At 44.3% G+C, this 817-nt stretch carries 1 pseudogene; it reads right to left on the reverse strand.

Going from position 1 to position 817, the window contains the following annotated elements:
- Positions 1-817 (reverse strand): annotated as a pseudogene (locus A3729_RS33545) (C4-dicarboxylate ABC transporter); the annotation flags it as partial.

The following is an 817-nucleotide window of genomic DNA, read 5'->3' on the forward strand; positions in this document are numbered from 1 at the left end:
GTAGAGCCGAAGAATTCGGGTATCTCTAGTACGCCGCCGCCCCGTTCTATAATGCCGCCAACTGTAAACGAGCAAGCCATTAACATCAGTAAGGCGCCAATTTGTATGGATGAGTTATCTACAGAACTGGAAAAGGCTGAAGATATCGTCGGACTCGCCTTAGCACTTTCATTTCGCTGATGGAAATCCCTACTAAATTTACGTTCAAACACTAAAACTGCCATAACGATAATTGGCAGCATGACAGGTGCCGTAAATTCGTCAAGTTGAGCATCTAGCAATATGTCGTAAAGAAAGAGCGCAGCGACCAGAATCCCAACATAAGGAAGAAGTGGCATCAAATTTCTAAGAGAAGGTAACAATGCTTCACTTGCCGGTACAATTTTCATAGGGTCCTTTCGTGTAATCATTGCAAATACCGCAAACACGAGCATACTCAGAAGAAAAACCCTGAAGCCCCAATGAAACAGCTCGTCTGTCACAACTTCTTTATTAAGTATTGCAATACCAACTACAAGCAAACAAGGCCTTAGCACAACACCTGAACCCGTCATTGCTGTCACGGCAAGCGACAACTGACGACGAGTCCCTACTCGCCTCATCTCTTGATAAACAACCGCGCCCATCGCAATAATGATAATGCCCGAAGCACCGGTATAAGCAGTCGGGAATGCCATCAATGCGATAGCAACAAATGCAAGCAATTCAGGCGGCAGGTGCCAAGGTTTAAACACCTCAAACAATTTTGCACCAAGAAGCGTTTCTTTAAGCAGCATACCAACCAGAATATAAAGACCAATTGCTAAATGAAGATTAG

This window comes from Oleiphilus sp. HI0043, from assembly GCF_001634935.1.